Annotated in this window: 35 protein-coding genes and 1 tRNA gene; 35 read left to right on the top strand and 1 reads right to left on the bottom strand. The window is 47.0% G+C overall.

Annotation, left to right across the window (positions count from 1 at the left end):
* Positions 1 to 53: 53 nt before the first annotated feature.
* Complete coding sequence (locus tag QE357_RS08810) at positions 54 to 428, bottom strand: helix-turn-helix transcriptional regulator (protein ID WP_309706767.1); 375 nt, start codon at positions 426 to 428, stop codon at positions 54 to 56.
* 161 nt (positions 429 to 589) lie between these two features.
* Here QE357_RS08810 and QE357_RS08805 point away from each other — a divergent pair, with 161 nt between their 5' ends.
* From QE357_RS08805 to QE357_RS08635, 35 genes are all read left to right on the top strand, one after another.
* Entirely contained in the window at positions 590 to 808 is a 219-nt protein-coding gene (locus QE357_RS08805) for a hypothetical protein (RefSeq protein WP_309706764.1), read from the top strand.
* The gene (locus QE357_RS08800; protein ID WP_309706763.1) at positions 805 to 1,134 is read left to right on the top strand and encodes a helix-turn-helix domain-containing protein; all 330 of its coding nucleotides are present in this window, start codon (positions 805 to 807) and stop codon (positions 1,132 to 1,134) included. Before QE357_RS08805 ends, QE357_RS08800 begins: the two co-directional genes overlap by 4 nt.
* A gap of 126 nt (positions 1,135 to 1,260) precedes the next feature.
* Positions 1,261 to 1,485: a hypothetical protein gene (locus tag QE357_RS08795; RefSeq protein ID WP_309706761.1), complete on the top strand. Its 225-nt coding sequence runs from the start codon at positions 1,261 to 1,263 to the stop codon at positions 1,483 to 1,485.
* Positions 1,482 to 1,649: a hypothetical protein gene (locus tag QE357_RS08790; RefSeq protein ID WP_309706759.1), complete on the top strand. Its 168-nt coding sequence runs from the start codon at positions 1,482 to 1,484 to the stop codon at positions 1,647 to 1,649. Before QE357_RS08795 ends, QE357_RS08790 begins: the two co-directional genes overlap by 4 nt.
* An 80-nt stretch (positions 1,650 to 1,729) precedes the next feature.
* Positions 1,730 to 1,805, top strand: a tRNA-OTHER gene (locus QE357_RS08785).
* 443 nt (positions 1,806 to 2,248) lie between these two features.
* On the top strand, positions 2,249 to 2,908 hold the full coding sequence (locus QE357_RS08780; protein WP_309706757.1) for a hypothetical protein: 660 nt from the start codon (positions 2,249 to 2,251) through the stop codon (positions 2,906 to 2,908).
* Positions 2,905 to 3,300, top strand: a complete 396-nt coding sequence (locus QE357_RS08775; protein ID WP_309706755.1) for a hypothetical protein — start codon at positions 2,905 to 2,907, stop codon at positions 3,298 to 3,300. The genes QE357_RS08780 and QE357_RS08775 overlap by 4 nt, the downstream gene beginning before the upstream one ends.
* Positions 3,301 to 3,310: 10 nt before the next feature.
* Positions 3,311 to 3,469: a hypothetical protein gene (locus QE357_RS08770; protein WP_309706753.1), complete on the top strand. Its 159-nt coding sequence runs from the start codon at positions 3,311 to 3,313 to the stop codon at positions 3,467 to 3,469.
* A gap of 77 nt (positions 3,470 to 3,546) precedes the next feature.
* The gene (locus tag QE357_RS08765; RefSeq protein ID WP_309706751.1) at positions 3,547 to 3,810 is read left to right on the top strand and encodes a hypothetical protein; all 264 of its coding nucleotides are present in this window, start codon (positions 3,547 to 3,549) and stop codon (positions 3,808 to 3,810) included.
* Positions 3,807 to 4,076, top strand: coding sequence for a hypothetical protein (locus tag QE357_RS08760; RefSeq protein ID WP_309706749.1), 270 nt, complete (start codon positions 3,807 to 3,809; stop codon positions 4,074 to 4,076). Before QE357_RS08765 ends, QE357_RS08760 begins: the two co-directional genes overlap by 4 nt.
* Entirely contained in the window at positions 4,063 to 4,434 is a 372-nt protein-coding gene (locus tag QE357_RS08755; protein WP_309706748.1) for a hypothetical protein, read from the top strand. Before QE357_RS08760 ends, QE357_RS08755 begins: the two co-directional genes overlap by 14 nt.
* A gap of 27 nt (positions 4,435 to 4,461) precedes the next feature.
* Positions 4,462 to 4,632 carry a histone H1 gene (locus QE357_RS08750; RefSeq protein WP_309706746.1) on the top strand — a complete coding sequence of 57 codons (171 nt, stop codon included), beginning with the start codon at positions 4,462 to 4,464 and terminating at the stop codon, positions 4,630 to 4,632.
* Between the two features lie 102 nt (positions 4,633 to 4,734).
* Positions 4,735 to 5,208, top strand: coding sequence for a hypothetical protein (locus tag QE357_RS08745; protein ID WP_309706744.1), 474 nt, complete (start codon positions 4,735 to 4,737; stop codon positions 5,206 to 5,208).
* A gap of 172 nt (positions 5,209 to 5,380) precedes the next feature.
* The gene (locus QE357_RS08740; RefSeq protein ID WP_309706742.1) at positions 5,381 to 5,935 is read left to right on the top strand and encodes a hypothetical protein; all 555 of its coding nucleotides are present in this window, start codon (positions 5,381 to 5,383) and stop codon (positions 5,933 to 5,935) included.
* On the top strand, positions 5,936 to 7,120 hold the full coding sequence (locus QE357_RS08735) for a hypothetical protein (RefSeq protein WP_309706740.1): 1,185 nt from the start codon (positions 5,936 to 5,938) through the stop codon (positions 7,118 to 7,120).
* Between the two features lie 4 nt (positions 7,121 to 7,124).
* On the top strand, positions 7,125 to 7,475 hold the full coding sequence (locus QE357_RS08730) for a hypothetical protein (RefSeq protein ID WP_309706738.1): 351 nt from the start codon (positions 7,125 to 7,127) through the stop codon (positions 7,473 to 7,475).
* Positions 7,472 to 7,879 (top strand): DUF1353 domain-containing protein, encoded by a 408-nt coding sequence (locus QE357_RS08725; RefSeq protein ID WP_309706736.1) that lies wholly within the window; start codon positions 7,472 to 7,474, stop codon positions 7,877 to 7,879. Before QE357_RS08730 ends, QE357_RS08725 begins: the two co-directional genes overlap by 4 nt.
* A 75-nt stretch (positions 7,880 to 7,954) precedes the next feature.
* Positions 7,955 to 8,794, top strand: a complete 840-nt coding sequence (locus tag QE357_RS08720; RefSeq protein WP_309706735.1) for a S49 family peptidase — start codon at positions 7,955 to 7,957, stop codon at positions 8,792 to 8,794.
* A gap of 13 nt (positions 8,795 to 8,807) precedes the next feature.
* Complete coding sequence (locus QE357_RS08715; protein ID WP_309706732.1) at positions 8,808 to 9,188, top strand: hypothetical protein; 381 nt, start codon at positions 8,808 to 8,810, stop codon at positions 9,186 to 9,188.
* Positions 9,189 to 9,245: 57 nt separating this feature from the next.
* Positions 9,246 to 10,058, top strand: a complete 813-nt coding sequence (locus QE357_RS08710) for a hypothetical protein (protein ID WP_309706730.1) — start codon at positions 9,246 to 9,248, stop codon at positions 10,056 to 10,058.
* Between the two features lie 25 nt (positions 10,059 to 10,083).
* A complete protein-coding gene (locus QE357_RS08705; RefSeq protein WP_309706728.1) occupies positions 10,084 to 10,275 on the top strand; it encodes a hypothetical protein in 192 nt (63 codons plus the stop codon).
* 96 nt (positions 10,276 to 10,371) lie between these two features.
* On the top strand, positions 10,372 to 10,899 hold the full coding sequence (locus QE357_RS08700) for a hypothetical protein (RefSeq protein ID WP_309706726.1): 528 nt from the start codon (positions 10,372 to 10,374) through the stop codon (positions 10,897 to 10,899).
* Positions 10,900 to 10,990: 91 nt separating this feature from the next.
* Positions 10,991 to 11,269: a hypothetical protein gene (locus QE357_RS08695; protein ID WP_309706724.1), complete on the top strand. Its 279-nt coding sequence runs from the start codon at positions 10,991 to 10,993 to the stop codon at positions 11,267 to 11,269.
* Positions 11,269 to 11,769, top strand: a complete 501-nt coding sequence (locus QE357_RS08690; protein WP_309706722.1) for a hypothetical protein — start codon at positions 11,269 to 11,271, stop codon at positions 11,767 to 11,769. Before QE357_RS08695 ends, QE357_RS08690 begins: the two co-directional genes overlap by 1 nt.
* A gap of 227 nt (positions 11,770 to 11,996) precedes the next feature.
* Positions 11,997 to 12,299, top strand: a complete 303-nt coding sequence (locus QE357_RS08685) for a hypothetical protein (RefSeq protein ID WP_309706720.1) — start codon at positions 11,997 to 11,999, stop codon at positions 12,297 to 12,299.
* 64 nt (positions 12,300 to 12,363) lie between these two features.
* On the top strand, positions 12,364 to 13,017 hold the full coding sequence (locus QE357_RS08680) for a hypothetical protein (RefSeq protein WP_309706719.1): 654 nt from the start codon (positions 12,364 to 12,366) through the stop codon (positions 13,015 to 13,017).
* Entirely contained in the window at positions 13,014 to 13,646 is a 633-nt protein-coding gene (locus QE357_RS08675; RefSeq protein ID WP_309706717.1) for a ParB N-terminal domain-containing protein, read from the top strand. The genes QE357_RS08680 and QE357_RS08675 overlap by 4 nt, the downstream gene beginning before the upstream one ends.
* Positions 13,625 to 14,365, top strand: coding sequence for a hypothetical protein (locus QE357_RS08670; RefSeq protein WP_309706715.1), 741 nt, complete (start codon positions 13,625 to 13,627; stop codon positions 14,363 to 14,365). Before QE357_RS08675 ends, QE357_RS08670 begins: the two co-directional genes overlap by 22 nt.
* Before the next feature lie 133 nt (positions 14,366 to 14,498).
* On the top strand, positions 14,499 to 15,275 hold the full coding sequence (locus tag QE357_RS08665; RefSeq protein WP_309706713.1) for a hypothetical protein: 777 nt from the start codon (positions 14,499 to 14,501) through the stop codon (positions 15,273 to 15,275).
* A gap of 180 nt (positions 15,276 to 15,455) precedes the next feature.
* Positions 15,456 to 16,151, top strand: coding sequence for a hypothetical protein (locus QE357_RS08660; protein WP_309706712.1), 696 nt, complete (start codon positions 15,456 to 15,458; stop codon positions 16,149 to 16,151).
* Positions 16,152 to 16,196: 45 nt separating this feature from the next.
* Entirely contained in the window at positions 16,197 to 16,976 is a 780-nt protein-coding gene (locus tag QE357_RS08655) for an N-6 DNA methylase (protein WP_309706710.1), read from the top strand.
* Between the two features lie 102 nt (positions 16,977 to 17,078).
* Positions 17,079 to 17,270, top strand: a complete 192-nt coding sequence (locus QE357_RS08650; RefSeq protein WP_309706709.1) for a hypothetical protein — start codon at positions 17,079 to 17,081, stop codon at positions 17,268 to 17,270.
* A gap of 2 nt (positions 17,271 to 17,272) precedes the next feature.
* Positions 17,273 to 17,443 (top strand): hypothetical protein, encoded by a 171-nt coding sequence (locus QE357_RS08645; RefSeq protein WP_309706707.1) that lies wholly within the window; start codon positions 17,273 to 17,275, stop codon positions 17,441 to 17,443.
* Positions 17,440 to 17,604 (top strand): hypothetical protein, encoded by a 165-nt coding sequence (locus QE357_RS08640; protein ID WP_309706705.1) that lies wholly within the window; start codon positions 17,440 to 17,442, stop codon positions 17,602 to 17,604. Before QE357_RS08645 ends, QE357_RS08640 begins: the two co-directional genes overlap by 4 nt.
* A gap of 86 nt (positions 17,605 to 17,690) precedes the next feature.
* Positions 17,691 to 18,260: a hypothetical protein gene (locus QE357_RS08635; RefSeq protein WP_309706703.1), complete on the top strand. Its 570-nt coding sequence runs from the start codon at positions 17,691 to 17,693 to the stop codon at positions 18,258 to 18,260.
* Positions 18,261 to 18,300: the final 40 nt, after the last annotated feature.

Genomic DNA, 18,300 nt, shown 5'->3' with positions numbered 1-18,300 from the left:
GGGTTGGGATACAACACCTCCTAATTGACTGCTATTATAATACACTTCCCGGATTAAAGTTTTTGGCTTTCTTCTTGGGCTTTCTGTTTCTCAGCCTTCTCTTTTTCAAGCAGCTGATCTTTCAAACTTATAATTTCGTCTTTCTGAGCTACTAAGGTTTCAAGTGCTTTCATGTACTTAAGCTCAATTTCTCGCGTATTGATATCTTCATGCTTTACACTACCATTACCTTTCTCTCCTACACCCTTGGTAAGCCAGTCCATACTACAACTATAAGCTTCTGAAATCTTGATAGCTAGATCCATTGAGAGCTTTAGCCTCCCTTTTTCAATTGCACTAATATTTGATGCTGTAACATCTAATGGCAATGCAAATTCTTCCAAAGTCTTGCTTCCCCTCAATTCTCTAATTCTCTGACTTATAGACATATATAGATTTATTTCAAGTTATTGTAAATTTTATATGTTCATTTACTTGATATTTTAAAGCACATGAACATATATTTGTCTCAACATTACGCAAATTAGACGCAAACACAGACTTAAGCAAACGTTTCAGGGCTTGTAGCCCTGAAACGGGGTGAACGGCTATGGACAATGATGAAAAATTGAGCTTCCGGGTTTTATACTTCAAACTGAGTTATCAGATGCGGCAAAGCCTGAAGGTTGATTTCTGTCGTCATTTTGACCTATCGGTTTTTTCTTTCAGAAAACGACTGGAAGGCAAGGTATCCGTTTCCGAAGAAGAGCGTCTATGGGTCGAGAAATTTGTTACCAATCGTCTTGAAAAACAGGAGGCAGTAGCATGAGTACGTTAAAGTTTGAAATCCCCGATTTGCCCAATCTACTGGAGGCCATTGAAGGCCTGAATAAGAAGCTTTCAGCTTACGAATCGGCTCAGCAGGAAGGCATCTGGCTGGATGACGCGGCGGTCATGACGCGGCTGGGTATTTCTAAGAGTACCCTTCGGGAATGGCGGGATTACTATGATTTACCCTTTTGCCAGCTCGGCGAAAACCGACGTTACAAGCCCGCAGAAGTCGATCAGTGGTTTTCTAATTTCCGGAAAGGCAACAAACAGGCCGTGCAGATTGTCAATAATGCCCTGGCTAAGAAAGCTCAGAAAGTAGCATGATTCTCCTACCCTTGTTATTCATCGCCAGTGCCTTTTTAGGCGGGTTCCTGCTGGGTATGATGCACGAGCGTAGGTTCCGATAATGATAATGTACTGATTACCATCAATGTTTTAACCAGAATTTTTATGAAACACGTAAACCTGGGGCTTCTGTCCCACCAATGGACTATGCCCGAAGATTCGAGTAAGAAGGTCATGTTGGCCTTCACGATGGCTGAAATCAAGTTTTTGTCGAATCACCTGATTAGCCATCACAACGACAACGTGGAAGTGGGCCAGTACTGCCCCACCACCGAAGGCCTGCTGGAAAAACTCTCCATGGATGCTAACCTGGAACTCGAGGAGCGATGAAAGCAGAGCAAAACGAACCGGAGGTGCTGAAGCACCGCAAAAAGGAGCTGGTAGCCTCTATCAATCAGCTAATTAATGCGACGGGCCTGCGTACCAGCCGTTTGGCTGAACTCACGCGGGAGCTTAAAGAAACAAATACCCGGCTATTAAAGGCTCAGGGATAGGTATTACACCGATAGGTGTGGGTTGGATTATCGGGGTGCAAACAGCCTTATTCTGTTGCCGGTACTGCCGTTAAACGTTTGAATGGGTAGCTCAAGGGCAGAGCATCCGGTTGAGCGGAAGGCCGGAGGATGTAGGTTCGATTCCTATCCTATTCGCAACCAGACAGGGGCAGTCCTGATCACTAGTCCTCTCTGGTAAGTAACACATTAGGTTAAAGGTTGAAGGTTACGATACGCCCTGGCTCTGCGGGGGCCGTACGTAGGCTTAGCACTCAGGTTCTATGCGTCATCAGGGTAGAAAGCTGGGTAAGAGGTGTCGCTCACCTCCTAAGCCGCCAGCTATCGTATAGGTGCATACGTTAGTTAAAATCGGGTTCGAAACCGGGATGGAAGCACCGCCAGCCCGGTTTTGGAACCGGTCGCTCAAAAACTGGTCTGACAAAGGCCGGAGGGTATTGTTATGTCCCAAAAATCCATTTTTTACCCATTACGCTTTCTATAGAATTTCTATAGAATTCTATCGATAGAACGTTAGAACTATAGAACGTTAGAATATTTTTTATTTTAAATACTTTAGAAAGCGAAATTTTGAAAATTTCATGATTCGCACCAAATCCTCACGTTCGGCGGTTAAAAGTCACCCGGAACAAAGCCTGTTTAAGTTCTCGCTATCCTTCCACCCCACCAGCCAGGAGGCCCTACGCAAGCAGGGAAAACCGTGGATCTGGTATAGCTTCGATCTGCCCGAAGAACGAGCCTTATTTCTGCCTGCCCTGCCCCAAACGCTCCGCTCGCAGTGGCTCGATTTCCTCAGCAGGCTCTTCAAGTACGAAGATCTGTATCTGTTCTTTCGGGATTGTTACCCGCAGGAGGAAGACCAACGGCTCATCATCTACTTTGCCACGGTACGTGCCCCTGAGATTCGTTCGCTTTCGGTTAGTTACGGCGAGTACGTCAGCAGGTGCCTGGCCCAAATGGGATTCAGTGACTTTACCCTTCGACACCAAATCGACCCCGTGCAGATTCCCGGTAAATGCCCTAGCCGTCTGGAAAGAGACTTTTACGGTATTCGGGCTTTCGAAACCAACCCCAAAGTAGTGCAATGGCTGTCCAGCCAAACCCTGCTCAGCGTAAAGATCTACGACAACCGCTGTTATCACCCCGAAAATGAGTACGGAGTAATTCAGGCCCCGCCTCAGCAAGCCAGCAAGGAGAATGAAGGACGAATCATTGAAAATGCGTTCCGCAAAGCCGTATGAAGCCCGTTACGATTATTGCCCAAATCGCTTTTAAAACCCGCCCTATTTACCGGGATCAGGCCAGTAAAGGCATTGTGTTCAGTATCCTCATCCCGGATGATCTGAAGCCCTTCCTGAGCAATCCTAACGCCCGGCAACTCAGTTGCGAAGCCCGGATGTGGAAGGGGCTGAAATGGGGGCAGATGGGCACGGGTGCCGAAGTAGAGCTAACCGGGGAGATCATCACGGGCCCCAAGGGCGGGCAGAAGTTTCACTGCACTAAAATCGGGATCCTGAACGGCGTACCCCGAACCCCTCCAACCGCGAAATTACCCGCCTTCCTGAAGAAACTACAGAAGGAAGCCAAAGCCTTCGATAAGAAGCCTGAAAGTCCACAATTAACCATGTTTTAACCAGTAGAAAATGAAAGAAAAGCCCTCTCGAATGATCCGCTATGGCAAGGCCATCGTGTTCGTGCCCTTTATCCTGATAGGATTTCTGGCCATGGTATTTACCTACCTGGCCACGGGTAAAACGCCCGTTCCAAAGTATTACCGCAAGCGGGAAGGAGGTATGTGGTGATACTTGTTTTAACCCTATACACCGAGGAGTACCATATTAAACTAGGGATAACCGTTGCTACCGATTTCATCAAGATCATGGCCGATCAAACCGATGAAAACGCCCCTATCAACTGTCTACAAAAGTTGACTCAGGAACATTTAGAAGCCGCAAAACAGCTTAAGACGGATGGCACAGCATGTGGATTTTCGGAGGAGTTTAAAGCGAAGTTCATTCAGGTTTTGTCAGCGGCTGTCGGTAAGCATATCTATCTAGACCTTGGCTTTCCACGCCCTGAAGACCAGAGGAATACCATATACGAGCATTTACAAAAGCTAAATGCGGAAGGAGGTAAACTATGAGTCTACTGGAAAAATGCCTGAAAGAAGGCTTAAACGCGGATTTGATAGCTAAAATCAGAAAGGCGATCGCCAGCCGTACGCTTGAAGATTTATGTGGTGAGGAATTCAGGGACATCCGCTGGATTGATCACTTCGAGTTACTGGCGGTAAAGTCAAAAATGGAACAGATGTTCAAAGATCGAATTGTGATGGGCCAGCTTGCCGGTTATCTCCAGCAAATTCTGAGAACCTTACCCAACTTGCCTACGCCTAATGGTAGCTCATGAACTAATTAAGCTGGAGAAGGTAACGTTTTACCTGACCGCTTTCGAATTACGCCACCTGCACCATTACCTCCGCATTTACTTGAAAAGCCATACCAGCCCGGTAAAGGCACACTTGGCCAATCAGCTCATTTACGAGGCCCTGGAGAAAGTACAGCTACGACTGGAATCCTTCCTGCGATCGGAACGATGGCGAAAACTGGAAAGCCAACCGGAAAAGCTCGTGGCCATTAAGCTGCCACTTACGACGGTCTGGCTGATTCAGAGCTTCTTACAGGCGGTGTCGCTCTCTGTACTAACCCGTTTGTCAGGTAATTTAACCGAAGTTCTACGCAACTATTCAGACCTTTTCATTTCCTAATTTTTCACCCTAATTTGTTTGATCAACATGCAACAGTTTGAAGATTTAAAAGCCCTGATTGCCACCACGGAAGTAGACGTTCAGAAATTCAACAAGGGTAACAAAGCCGCTGGCGTGCGGGTAAGAAAAGCCATGCTTAGCGTTAAGAAAGTAGCCCAGAGCGTCCGGGAAGGGGTTCTGGAAGCCAAAGAAGCTTAGGGAAAATCAGCCCGGCAGTAAAACTGTCGGGCTGATGCTATTATGCTCTTGTAAAGCAGGAATCAGGTGAGTTTCAAAGGTATTAATTTTCCTGCACATAGAATGATTAAGACTCGTGTACCCATAAGGGATCCTTTTGTCCGCCGTTGGGTAATGAACCGCTACGGTGACGGTACGGCCGTCATTGACGTCACCAAAAAATCGTTTCTCGGCATCATCGTAGAATTGGGCTCTGAAAAGATTGCTCATCAGCACGTACTACCTAAGTCCATGGAAGATGAATCCATCTGCATTACGCTACTCATGCCCGATTCGTTGAAGTCCAGCTTCGTCAACCCGGACAAAGCCTTTGTGATGGCCCGGGCCTTCGAACGGATGTACGAGGAGACTTTCAAAGAGGTAGTGTCGGCTTTTGTGCGAGTGGGCTATTCGGATTACGACGCAGTAACCATGTTTGTAACCACTTACTTTGGCAACGGAGCCGAAGACGATAAACTGGCCGAAAAACTTCGCAAAAAATGGAGGGATCACCAGAACTGGTTGCGGAAGAAAATTGCAAAAAATTTAGCGGCTTAGTTCGTCAGTTTTCGGCAGTGTTCACCCCTTTTCAGGAGTACTTCACCAGTTTAGGTGAGTTCTTCACGCCGGAAAACCCGTCCTGAGATACCCTGGAAAGGGTTTTCACACTTTATACCCCCTCGAAAATCGTCCTAATCGTTCACCCGATCAACGGCTACTTTTGAAGCCTATGAAACGGATGAAGGGCATCAGAAATCAGCCAGGCGAAGCAAACGTAGACGGCCTGCTACAGTTGAAAGTAATCGACACTTTCGATGTACTGGCATTTCATGACCCGGCCACGTACCGGGACGTGGCTATCCTGATGGGTGAAGGTCCACTGCCAGCCGGCACATTTTTCCTGAAACCGGGTGCTTCTTTCAAGGAAATAAAGTTTCCGGCCTATCAGGGATCATTCAACGAAAAGCTAACCGAAGGTGAGGTTTGGATGAAAACCATTACCGTAACCGTTCCTCGCGACTCACTTAACGTACACTACGAAACGAGTCGCTACCGGGGACGCCGGCTGATGGCCATCCTGCTCGACGCTAACGGCTACGCCCGGCTGGTGGGTTCTCCTGAATTCCCCCTGTATGTATCCGTTGAAGTCAAGACCGCTCAGGCGGTGTTGACCCTTACGGGTACCGCTCCTACCCGTTCCTGCTTTCTGCCTGGCTACTCCGAGCCGGAGTTCTTAGGCCCGAGCGATTTTAACTCAGACTTTTCATTCGATTTTGCTTTATAAATGGCAGCACCTACCTACGCTCAGATCATGGCCGAACTGGCCGACTGGGAAGCCAACCCCAATAAACGGTACATCACCGGGCCGAGACTCATCAGCCTGATGAAACAATACCTGAATCACCTGACCAACAACGGGGCCTACGATCCGGGAACGTTCATGCAACAGGTGGTGGGGGTCATTGGTGACTTTCCTAACCGATTCAGTTCGCTTTCAACGACGCTGTATGTCAATCAGGCGACGGGTAATGATAACAATACGGGTACTGCAGCGGCACCACTCAAAAGCCTGACACGGGTGTCCCAGATCGTAAACGAAAAATTTCAACGGGTTACGGTTTTCGTGATCGGGAATTATACCCTAAGCGAGAATGTCGGATTCAATGTAGAAGAACTGTATATCCAGATGCAGGCGAATTGCTCTTTTACCTTCGCTAAGCGGGTGTATCAGGGTGGATTCGTGGGAGAGACCAACTTTTGTGTAATGTTCATAGGTCGGTCTATATGCTTGGCAGGTACGGGTTCTAGTAATATAATCGTAGAAAATAACGCGGGCTATTCGTCTGGGGACTTGTACACTTGGAAAGACAATCAGGGAGTCATCAAGGCAGGCTATAACAACCGCCTCAGCTTTTACGAAACGACCGTAGTTTTCTGTGTGTTCAATACCATTCAGATAGGGAACAACGCCAGCCTGGTCACCGGAATGAAAGGGCTGAATTATCTGGATGAGAAGCCCCGGTTCACCGTTGATTTTCAGTATATCAATAGCTATCAACAGGGTACCAATTCTTTCATCAATCCTTTTGCCCGCCGTGGCATTTTCCGAAAATCCATTCTGTTTAATAATTCCGCCGCATGGAAAACCGTAGCTGACCAGACTGAACTGAATCTCGAAACGGGGACCTACGCCCTTCGCTTACTCCTATCTACCTCTGGTAATGGTGGTTCCATTTTCGCGGGGGTCTTTTCGGGGGTTTTTAGCTGGTATGGTGACGTAGCGGGCGATTCGAATTCCACCCCGGCCGAAATCACGCTCCACAGTATGGCCCACAATCTGAATAGCAAAACCATACGCTTGCGAACCATCAACACGCCTAACGGCGTACCACAACGAATTGAAGCCCTTCTAAACGAAACGTTGTCTTCGGCTTGCCTTCTGCAATTTTCATTCACCAAACTAGACTAGAAACATGGAGCTCTTAAACCGCCTCACTACTCCAGAACAGGTAGCTGCTGTATTCAGCGTATTGACCGAAGCCGAACTGGAAGCGAGGGGCTTTCGCCGCGACTTCCGGGGACGGCTCATCATCGACCTTTCCCGCCAGTTTCACTCCGGTAGTGTTCAACTTGAGAAAATATGGAAAATGCCGATCGGCGAAGGCGAGAAACAGCACTGGCAACCCATAGCCGCTGAACCTTCCGACGAATCGGAAGTACCCGCAGACTTTGTGCTCTATATATTCGGAGCTGCCTGCCAACACCCCTGGTTCAAGGCTCGTCTGGAAGCCTATTACGGAGCGATCCCCGAGGTTGATCTATGAAAATCAAGGTTGAATACGATACCAAACACCCGAAACCAGATCAGTTTCGGGTGACAAAAGCGTTCAGGCTTCAGGCAGACGATGGTCAGAAATTCACGGTTTGGGCTGGCATTCTTACCGATGGTGCCAGCATTCCGAGCCTTTTTCAGAGCCTGGTGCATCCCATCAGCCGTGATTTTCCGGCTGATGCCTTTCACGATGCCTATTATATGCTTAATAATAGTCATCATTTTTCGCGGCTTCAGGTTGATCTCTATTGGCTGGAATTCATGAAGCGTCTGAACCCCAACCGCCCCTTTCGCACCTACACGAAATTCCTGATCGTGCGAATCTTTGGCGGGTGCAACTGGCGTTACTACAACAGACTGACGCTGAAACAACAGATTGATGAAGCCTTCGAGTAATCGAGGGCTTTTTTCGTCCTATCCTGTTGCGATGAAAGAGTGAATCATTGTACCGTGATTATTTGAAACGAAACGATGAACGCACTATGTGAACGATACTGGGCTATGCAACCGGGGGCTGCTGCCGCCCTGATGCTGGGTGTACAAGCCAACGGACTGAAAATTGAAAGCCGGAAAGCCAACATGAAAACCCTGAGGGTTGCTCAGGACAATGAAACCGTTGGTGGGAATGCCATCCAGGGCAGAGCAGGGCAAGTAGCCGTGATTTCAATGATGGGTGCCATGACCCGGTACGGTGATCTGTGTGCGTTTGGTACCGACGAATACATTGACCAGATCAACCAGGCCAACGCGGACGATTCGGTTTCTGCAATCGTAATTCGGGCCGATTCGCCCGGTGGTACTGTGAACGGCATCGAGACGCTCGCTCTGGCCGTTCGCAATTCTGCCAAACCCGTGGTAGCCTGGGTAGCCGGAGGTTCTTTCTCCGCCAATTACTGGGTTATTTCTCAATGTGCTGAAATCTTTCTGGAATCCAAAATCTCGTCTGAAGTAGGCTCCATTGGCGTCTATAGCATTCAAGAAGATTGGACAGAAGCCCTGCAAAAACAGGGTCGGAAAGTTACCATCGTGCGAGCTGAAGGATGCGACGAAAAAGTAGCCCTGAACCCCTTCGAAGTTGCCCCTGAAGGTGCGTTAGAAGCCGAACGAGCCGTGGCAACGTCCATTTTCAAACTGTTCAAAGCCCAGGTAAAAGAGGTGCGTCCGCAGGTGGATGACGAAGCCATGAAAGGCCGTACTTATCAGGGCTTCGAAGCTTTGAAAAACGGGCTTGCTGATAAAATCGGAACATTGCGGGAGGCCATGAAACGGGCCGATCAGCTCGGACGGCAAAAGCGACGCCAACATTCTTAATTCATTTATACCCATGTCAACTACGACAAAATTCGCATTGCTGGCCGCACTGTTAGCCGGAACGGAAGTTACTCTGGAGGAAGGCTTAGCGGCTGAAACCATCGAAGGTGGTTTACAAGCTCTGACCGATCAGCTCACCGCTGAGAAAGAAGCTCATACCACTACCAAGAACGCTCTCACTGAAAAAACTAACCAGTTAGCCACCCAAGACGACGAGCTGACGCAGCTTCGGGAATGGAAGAAAAATCAGGCTGATTCCTTGAACTTACCTCCTAAAGATGACTTAGCACAGCAAAGAGGTGGCAAGACTGCTGAAGATGAAAAAGACGAAGCCCGTGCTGAAGAATACGACCGTCTGAAAACTCAGTATCCTGGCTTAATGAAAGGTTTATAATAGCCTTTTAATCAGCATTTAAAACACACTTCATCAACAAAATCAACATCCGAAGCGATGGCAAATTTAGTGAACGTTGAAGCTCTTTCCCAAAACCTGAAAGAGTCGAAAAAAGACTACGAAAAAATCTTCAGCTTGAAAGTGGCCAATGGCTTTGATGCCAAGAAAGATTTTGTGGTAGCCCCTGTCAAACAGGGCATGGAGCTGATTCGGGATGAACTCCGCACGTTAACTCAGCCTGGCCGTACGAACCAGATCAACCCTACGCCCGGCCCGATCTTAACTCAGAAAAGCCGTAAGCCTGTGCTGGCTCCTGCAAAAGTGGATTTACTGCTGGACGAACAGCAGTTGTATCAGTTGTCGATTTCGTACCTAGGCCAGCGTCAGCCTGGTGATCCATCTGATTTCGCCAGCTTTGCCGGTCGTGCCTATTTGATGGGTCGGATTTTCGACGGTATCGGACAGGAGGTCAACAATGCCATTTATGGAGGTCAACTTGGTTATCAGGCATCTGGTAATGCTACGGCATTTCAGGGTGGTTTGAACTTGTTTGACGGCTTAGGGCTAAAATTCCTGACCGGCTATGCAACCTCTGGTACCGGTGCGGTGGGTGATATTCCAGGAGTGAACAAAGTAACCAATCCCGTTGCTACCCTAACGGAAGCCAACATTTTAGGTGAGCTGAAGAAGATCGTCACGCTGATTATTTCTAACAAAACGCTCGTCCGCTATAAGAATGCTCCGGCTTCTTTCTTCATTTCGGATACCCAGGAAATGTTGATCCTGAACGCTCTGGACAACCTGCCTTATAAGGCCGATCAGGTGGTAACGTACAAGGATGGTGTACTGAAAATTCAAGCTGTTACCTAACACGGAAATCAAAGCTCGTGACTGGATGGCTGACGCGGGTGACCAGATGTTCTGGACGCTGAACGACAACATCTTTTACCTGCACGCCGACAATACCGCCAACGGCGATATTACTTCAATCAAGTTCCAGGAGGTGGGCCGTGGCGTTCAGATCCTCATGGACTGGGAGAACAGTATGGATTACGCGGATGGCCGTTTGATCGTGCTGTACAAGTAATTTCCTTTCCCCATTACCTGACAAACCGGGGTACTCCCTTCTTAAGTGAGTACCCCTTCTTTCTAAAAAGGTTTTTCACTCAAAAAATATAAGGCTATGCCTAGTTCATTTTCAGCCCTTAAGTACCGTGCTCGTGGCGAGGCCAATATTGGCGGCATTGCCTCGATCCTCGTATTCTCGACGGAAGACCTAACCGCCGAATGGCCTACCAAGGCAGTGATTGCGTCAGGTAAGATTACCACGCTCCCCCCTTTTGTCACGGGTAAGTTTCCCGCAACACTTACGGGTGATATTGATTCAGCGAACATCAAACATGCCCGTAAAGGAGCTTTAGGCTATCAGAATCACTCGCACGAAGGGGGTGTAAAATTCGCGGGTATTTCTGCCGAGCAGATTACCGCTGCCGAAGCTACCTTCAACACCGGGGGTATTGTGATTGCCATCGACATGGAAGGCAGACGCTGGGTGTTAGGATCTCGCCTTCGTCCGCTGACCTTCGAATACGACACACAGACGGGAGCGAAGGCCGATGATGCCAAACAACTTGACTTAAAATTCAAGGGAGACGGTTACGCCTGGCCTATTCTGGAATTAACGGATACGCTGGTCATCCCAACTGCTTAACATTTTTAGAGTAGGTGATTCGATAGTTTATAGCCAATGAGTAGCGAACTGGCCGGCAGTAATATCGGTCAGTTCTTTAATTCGAAAGATTATGTACCAAGTGATTGAAGGACAGGAAGGCGTAACGTTTCCATTTCAGGAAAACCCCGTTACCCTATCGAAACATACCTCTCAGGAGGATTTAAAGCGGGTGTATGAACATCCGCTTGGACCAGGCTTCGTTCAGTTCTCCGAAGAGCAGGAACCCGTTTCTGCTGATTCGGCCACCGAACCCCTGACGCCCACGCCAGAGCAGGTTCAGGAGTTTCAGGAAGCAATCAACGAAATTCTAACCGAGCCTAAAAAAGCTAAGAAAGGAGGTCAGGCGTAATGAGTACGACAATAGCTATTAGCCAGGTCAAAAAGACAATCAGCACCCTGAAAATGGCGGCTAAAAATGCCGGTAAGCTACTAGCCGATTTGAGCGGCGGTGAATACGAACCCGGCGAAGATGTAGTATCTGAGGTTCCTCTGATTGCTCACCAGCTTCAGCGGTACGTGGATCACGACGCAGAACAGCAGCAATACGCGGGCAAAGAGCCGCACGAAATCGCGGCTGAGAAAGAGCAGGAAAGAGAGGAAGCTATTGCGAAAATGCAGCAAGCCGCCGCCGAGCAATTGAATGCTCGTGTACAAATACCAGAACCCGAGGTTGAGCCTCAAGAGGATACAGAAGAAAGCGGTGAGGATTTAAACGAGGATACCGAGAAAGAACCTACCGACGAAAATTTAGGTCAAGATAATGGGGATTCAAACGAGAACCCCGAAGGCGATCAGCCGGAAAATTCGGACGGTCAAAAACAGGGAGATGCTGAAACCCCTGTAGAGTAAGCTGTAGGCGGGAAGTAGTAGAGTTTGCCGACTGAAACGGAGTTTAAAAGCCTGTTCTTGCTTAAAGGACAGGCTTTTTGCTTATATTTGTAACGCTAACAATAGTTTAATTACCATACATACAACGCTGTCTGGCAGGTCTTGCCGGTAAGCGTACCGGTGAAAGTCCGGTTGCAGGCGTTGTATGTATATATGACTATTGTTAGCAGCGACTTACCGGCTCTATTATGCCCTGTGTTCCTGCTCCCAAACGCTTCCCGGATTTTCGAGACTTCCTGAAACAGAACGGAATTAAACCTTCGTCTCTGGCATCCCTGTTAGATTATTATTTGAGTTTACCCGAAACATCACCGCATGAATTGCGTGATGACTGGATGGAACACTTTGAACAGGTTGAGTACCGAAGAGTCATTGAAGATTTCAGAAGTTTTCTCTTCACTAGCAAAGAACAGGAAGAAGAAGAACTATTATCCGAGGCAGATTTCATCGCTCAGATTCATTTTCTTGCCGACAGAGGAGACATTGACTAGCTCCAGATCATGAAGTGAATCCTGAGTCCTTTTCGAAGGTTTCTTGCCAGGATAATGTTGCTTCATGAACACGATTCTCATCCAGCAAAAGAAAGCGGCTGTATCCATGCTTCAGGCACTTGTTCGCACAGGCCGGGCTAAACAGGCCGATTTGGACAGGGCTGAAATTGAGTTGGCTGATCTATTGAAAGAACAGCCCAAGGTTTTACTAAAAACACAGGAAAATTATTCCCAAAAAACGGAAAAAATTATTCCTAAGCCTGTAAATCCCTCGAAACCAGCTACTCTGAGCCAAACGGCTGAAATCAGTAAAGAAATTGACCGTCTGCAACGTCAGATGGCTGAACTCTCGAATGAGCTGCACAACATTCCTGAGACCGTCCCCTGCCCGGGACTAACTGGGCAGATTATTGCTTTGAAAACCCAGATTGAAAACCTGTGGACGCAAAAGCTATTGATTGAACGTAACCGAACTGCTGCACCCCTACCCAGTACCGTGGCAGAACCTGAAACAAATCCTGATGACGAAGTACTATTACTCCAGCTCACCCATGAGCGGCAACGCCTGACGGATAAGCGTTCCAAACTTCGTAAGAAGCTATCGGACCCTAAAAAGTCAATCGCGAACACTACCAAATGGGAAATTGAGCTGGCAAAAGTTGAGTATGAACTTAATGCCAAGGGCGTAGACATCCAGTTGGTGAGATCGCGATTATGACAGATTTAATTCCCCTTCAGTGGACGACTGAAAAACGCCGGGTCTCCGATCTGGTGGAATACGAGCATAACCCTCGTAAAATGACGACTCAGCAAATGAAGAAGCTGAGAGAATCCCTCGAAAAGTTTGGTTTGGTAGAAATCCCGGTGATCAATCGGGACGGCGTTTTGCTGGCCGGGCATCAGCGTTGCAAGGCCATGATTGCTCTGGGTCGGGCCGATGAAATTATTGACGTGCGGGTTCCGAACCGCCAGCTTACTGAACTGGAACTGAAGGAGTACAACATTTCCAGCAATGCCATCCATGGAGACTGGGTGGATGAGATCCTGAAAGAACACTTTCAGGAAATTGATCTGGCCGGGTTTGATATTCAACTGGAATCGCTCGAATCGGCACACGCTGCGGCCATGGAGGAACCAGCGAAAGCCCCGGAAATGCCGATCGTACCGAAGTTCTCAGAAAAGTACACGGCCTTCATTATCGTGACTAACAATGAGATTGACGAGAATCACATTGCCGAATTATTGCAGGTAGATCAGGAGAAATGCTACAAAAGCTCGAAGATCGGCCGTACTCACGTTTTACTAGGTGAAGAATTCATTCAATTATGGAAATCTGCAAAGTCGTAATTCCCTCGCATAAGCGTGCGACGCGGGTGCTGACCACGCAGGCCGTCGATAATGCTATTATCTGCGTTGCTGAAAGCCAAGCGGCCCTATACCGGGCCTGTAATCTCGGTATTGAGATTGTAAGCCATCCCGATTCAGTGATCGGCTTGCCTTTGAAACGTGAATGGATCAGAAAACATTTCGGCTCGGTATTCATGCTCGATGATGACATTACCGATTTAAAAAGAGTGTACACGGGTAAGGGCGAAGACGCTACGGTTGATCCCGACGTCGCCTATGACATTATCCAGATGACCGCCGATGCAGCACGCCAGGCCGGAGCCTTCGCGTTCGGCTTTGGCGTCTCCCCTAACCCGATCAACTACAATTCGCTGGCCCCGATTCGCATGAGCGGTTACCTGACCGGCTGTGCCCATGGGATTTTGGCCGGCAGCCGGTTGTGGTATAATCCGGAAGTGTTCAACGAAGACTACTGGATTTCGCTCCTGAATGCCTACGAGCATCGCATGATCTGGAGGGACGAGCGGTTTTACTGGGCCCAGAAAGATACATTCGTCAATCCCGGTGGATTGAGCGAGTTTCGGAATATGAATGTGGAAGAAGAAGACTTCAAAACTTTACAAAGAATCTTTGGAAAAGAGGTAGTTACCTTGAAAAAGCAAACAACAAATTCTAAACTGAAGCATCCATTTCAAAAAACGCTCAAACTTCCTTTCTAGTGAAAGATCCTTTAGTGGACTAATTTTGGGTATTAACATAGAAAGTTATCCACTCATAAAAAGCTCGGTGTAAATCCAGGCTTTTTTGTTTTAGTTTGGTACCAATTATTATACTGATATAACCAGACTTCGAATGCGTAACTTACTTATTGCTTTAGGACTATCAATACTTGCATTTATAATCTACCTGTTGACTGTCCACTATTTCGCAACTCATTTTTATAATACAACCATAGGCAAAAATGTAACTGCCACAGGATCACTTGGAGATACTATTGGAGGCTTGATGTCGCCTTTCATTGGCATAGTATCTGTAATATTTATTTGGCTTTCTTATAGCGAGCAATTGGAAGTTAATAGAATGTCAATAAATAACGACAATTATCAGATCGTTAAAGAATCAGTCGATGATTTGCTTAGAAGGCATACGGATGATTTTGATATTACAGCATTTGATATTTTGCAAAGAATCTATATTGGCTGGACTGAGCCTGCCAATATTCTTGACCCACCTGGTTCAGATGGACATTTCATCTTTCCTGATACCACAAGCATAGTTTCTATCCACTGGAATTTCAGAGAAGTTATAGCTAGGATAATTAATGATTTGACCTTTGCACAAGCCATATCAGAAAACTTACGAACGCTTCCTGTGAATCCATTGCAGCGTAGCACTATTGAAAACAAACTGGACGAATATTTAAATTCAAGAACAATATCGACTTTAGTTGAAAGCTTATTAGTAAATGGTCGTAGATTCACTAGAGAAGGCTATTTACAAGCTTCTGCTGGTGATGGTCTAGTAAAATTTGGAGCTATGTTTAATAATGATTTCCCTCAGACAGTATTAGAGAGAGAAGATTTGATAATTAGGCTTTTAACACAGCTTAGGTCAAGACCAAGAGAATAGAGAAAAACCTGGTAATAAGCCAGGTTTTTCTTTTTAAACCCAGTGTGAAAAAGTTGATGTAATCATATATTTTTTCTCAAAAAAAACGATTTTCTGCTTTTTATTCTTGCCAATCCGTAAGAGGTTTACAGCACAATAAGTCATTAATAATCAATGCTTTAACCACTTAATTACGGATTTATGCACACTGCGACTGTAGTACCCACGACCCCCCAAATTTCCCGCAAAAATATAGATCGCTTCATGGCCGCGACCGGCAAGACTGAAGCGGAGTACTATGCCTATGCCACCGAGGTTGGTCAACGCATGCACATCAACAGCCTGGATAAGTTGATCTGTGCCAAATACGAGCTTTACACCGTCAGTCACCTGGCCTTCCGCACGCTATCTATTCCTGAAGGCATCGACCCTGACAAAATAGATGAGTACATTTTAGAGAATAGCCAGAACCCTCTGGAACTGGCGGTTCTCTGGAAAAAAACGAAGGCAAATGCCGAGTCATGGATCAGTAAAGAAAGCGAGCTGAGTGATTTACTGAAGCCATTCCCAAAAGGTGATTTTGAAACCCACGGCGACCCCAACTGGCTACCTGACGTTAGCAAGAGCTGGTTTAAAAAGCAGGGTGCCAATCTGGATGTGCAGCTGATGGAAATCAACGATACCAGCAGCCTGCTTTTTACCATGGACGAAGTGATTGCCTTCGTGAGAGCCTACCGACCTGCCAGCTACGTGAATCCTGAGCAACAACGTTTACAGGTGATCGAGGAGAAGTTCAAGGAACTGACCACGTTTCGAATCAAGCCTTACTACGTGGAGCACCTGATGAAAAGCTGCAACTACTCCGAAACCATCGCTTCCGAAGATCTTCCGTTCTAAACCACTGAGCCCCGCCCGACAGCGGGGCTTTTTCTTTCCTACATCATGCCAAAATCAACCGAGGTACCGGCTGAACTCAAGGAGTTTAACCGCGTATTTGAAGAACTATGCTATCACTTCCAATATGCTGATACATTCAATGACTTTCTTGATTATTCCATCGCCTGTTTTCTGCCTACTGGCGATAAGGAATTAGTCGCCCGTCTTGAGAAAAAATACGCTCACCGGTATACGCTATTCCGTCAGCTCTTCAGCGACTGGATAATAACTACCAATCGAGTCCTGCAAAAACGCGAGTGGTATGATGCCCTGGGCTGTTACTACGAAGTGCTGTCCAGTGAATCCAAAGCTAGTGCCTTAGGGCAGTTTTTCACTCCACACGAACTCTGTGACGTCATGGCCGGCCTTCAGTATTCAGGCGTAGAAGCAGGTAAGACCGTGTACGACCCTGCGGCGGGTTCTGGACGCTTACTGCTGGCCGTAAAGGTGCTTTCGCCCGGAGCCGTGTTCTACGCCTGCGATATCGACTATCTGTGTGCGAAAATGACCGCCCTGAACATGGTGATTCACGGTTGTCAGGGGCAGGTAGTATGTGGCGATAGCTTTTGGCTCGATCAGGATTGGCGGTTCGGCTACCAGATCAACGCCTTACTGAATATAACCGGCTACCCACACCTGGCACCCATTGAAAAAGAACAGTGCAGACAGGTAAAAACGCTTCAGGGCATGGTCAAGGAGGCTAAAGCTCAACCCAAACCTTCCGTCAAACCGCCCGAATTCCAGCCCTCTAAAACCACGTTTGGCGAGCAACTTTTTTTATTGTAAAACGCTGAAAATAAACGACTTAACGCTTTTTATTCTTGCTTTTCCGTAAGAAGTTTATAGTACAATAAGTCACTCATTATCAATGTTTTAATCAGTAAAAAAATGCAAGAATCAACACAAGCTCTGTTCAAATCTTCAACGGATTTTGCCATCGGACTAATCAACGGTGCTTTAGCCCTAGGCCAAATAGATGAAAAGGTAATATTCGTAATTACCGAGGCCGTTATGAAAGCTTACGGGATGGAAATGGACACCGCCCTATTGGTAGTTGAATACGCTTCAAAAAACTACTAATCATGAAAGCATCTCTTCGTAACCGCCTTAGCTCCATCATGCATAAAGCCTGGACATTGTTCAGAAACGGAATAGTGTCTTTCAGTCTATCGCTGAAGCTTGCCTGGAAAATTGATAAAAATCAGATTCCTCGTAAACACCGGGAACGCTTACGCCAACTCCTAAAACCATGAAAAAGAAACCGAAACGTACCCCATTGGAGCAACAGTTGCTTCGGGAGCTAGCTACTACGCAACCCCTCCGGGTTGGTCCAGCACGTAGTCAGTATAAAGGGTGGAGTGATACGCCCCTATTTAAATCAGCCGCAGAAGACCGACAAACCAACCTATTCTAAAAAGAAAGCCCCGACCGAAAGGAAGGGGCTTATCTGGCAATCAATGTTTTAACCAGTATGTAAATACTGATCTCTGTAAAGATACCATGAGTAAGTACGAAATCAAAACGAAACGAGGGTACGACTTCTATGAAGTAAGTTCAGCCTTTCAAAAATCAATCCGTCGGGGACTGGAAGAAGATGCCATCTTCTGGGCCGTAGAACTGTTTGAAAGCGGCTTCGGTGAGTACGTGATGAAACGCATTCGGATTATTAGTTCCGAGGATATTGGACTAGCTGAACCGAACATCAGCAGCCAAGTCTGGGCCTTATACGAAATGTACCGGGAGCAGGCCAAGAAGAAAGACGATAAAAACCACCCTGAGCGGCTATTTCTAATTCACTCAGTCTTGCTACTAAGTAGATCCCGCAAAAGCCGTTTGATCGACTGGACATTGATTTGGGCTTGGTTCACTCATGCTTTCAGACGCTTAACTATCCCTGATTTTGCTTTTGACAAGCATAATGAAAAAGGCCGGAGGATGGGCCGCAGTTGGCATCACTTCTTTTCAGAGGGTACCCTTTTACATCCTCATTTTCCTATTGAAAAAGAGGAAGAAATGAGGGAACGGGCTCGCAGGGCTATATCTGACCCATCAGGAGTCAGTTTGTTCTAATGAGATGGAGTTCATTATATGTTGTGAACTCCATCTTATC

It is taken from the genome of Siphonobacter sp. SORGH_AS_0500 (assembly GCF_031453245.1).
Taxonomy (GTDB): domain Bacteria; phylum Bacteroidota; class Bacteroidia; order Cytophagales; family Spirosomataceae; genus Siphonobacter.
The sequence above is the reverse complement of the archived record's forward strand: the minus strand, read 5'-3'. Positions and strand labels throughout refer to the sequence as shown.